This window comes from Klebsiella sp. GG_Kp173 (assembly GCF_040062415.1).
In the GTDB taxonomy this organism is placed as follows: domain Bacteria; phylum Pseudomonadota; class Gammaproteobacteria; order Enterobacterales; family Enterobacteriaceae; genus Klebsiella; species Klebsiella quasipneumoniae.
Genome location: NZ_JBEAFZ010000073.1, coordinates 1 through 646 on the forward strand (window position 1 = coordinate 1; position 646 = coordinate 646).

Genomic DNA, 646 nt, shown 5'->3' on the forward strand with positions numbered 1-646 from the left:
AGGCTGTGGGTCAGGCCACTCTTGGCATCGACACCAATGTGGGCCTTCATGCCAAAGTGCCACTGATTGCCTTTCTTGGTCTGATGCATCTCCGGATCGCGTTGCTGCTCTTTGTTCTTGGTCGAGCTGGGTGCCTCAATGATGGTGGCATCGACCAAGGTGCCTTGAGTCATCATGACGCCTGCTTCGGCCAGCCAGCGATTGATGGTCTTGAACAATTGGCGGGCCAGTTGATGCTGCTCCAGCAGGTGGCGGAAATTCATGATGGTGGTGCGGTCCGGCAGGGCGCTATCCAGGGATAATCGGGCAAACAGGCGCATGGAGGCGATTTCGTACAGGGCATCTTCCATGGCACCGTCGCTCAGGTTGTACCAATGCTGCATGCAGTGAATACGCAGCATGGTCTCCAGCGGATAGGGCCGTCGGCCATTGCCCGCCTTGGGATAAAACGGCTCGATGACAGCGGTCATATTCTGCCATGGCAGAATCTGCTCCATGCGGGAGAGGAAAATCTCTTTTCGGGTCTGACGGCGCTTAGTGCTGAATTCACTATCGGCGAAGGTGAGTTGATGGCTCATGATGTCCCTCTGGGATGCGCTCCGGATGAATATGATGATCTCATATCAGGAACTTGTTCGCACCTTCC

General features: G+C 55.4%; 1 pseudogene. It reads right to left on the reverse strand.

The annotated features are described in order from the left end of the window. Positions 1-578, reverse strand: a pseudogene (locus tag ABLU50_RS16225) (IS5-like element ISKpn26 family transposase); the annotation flags it as partial. Positions 579-646: the final 68 nt, after the last annotated feature.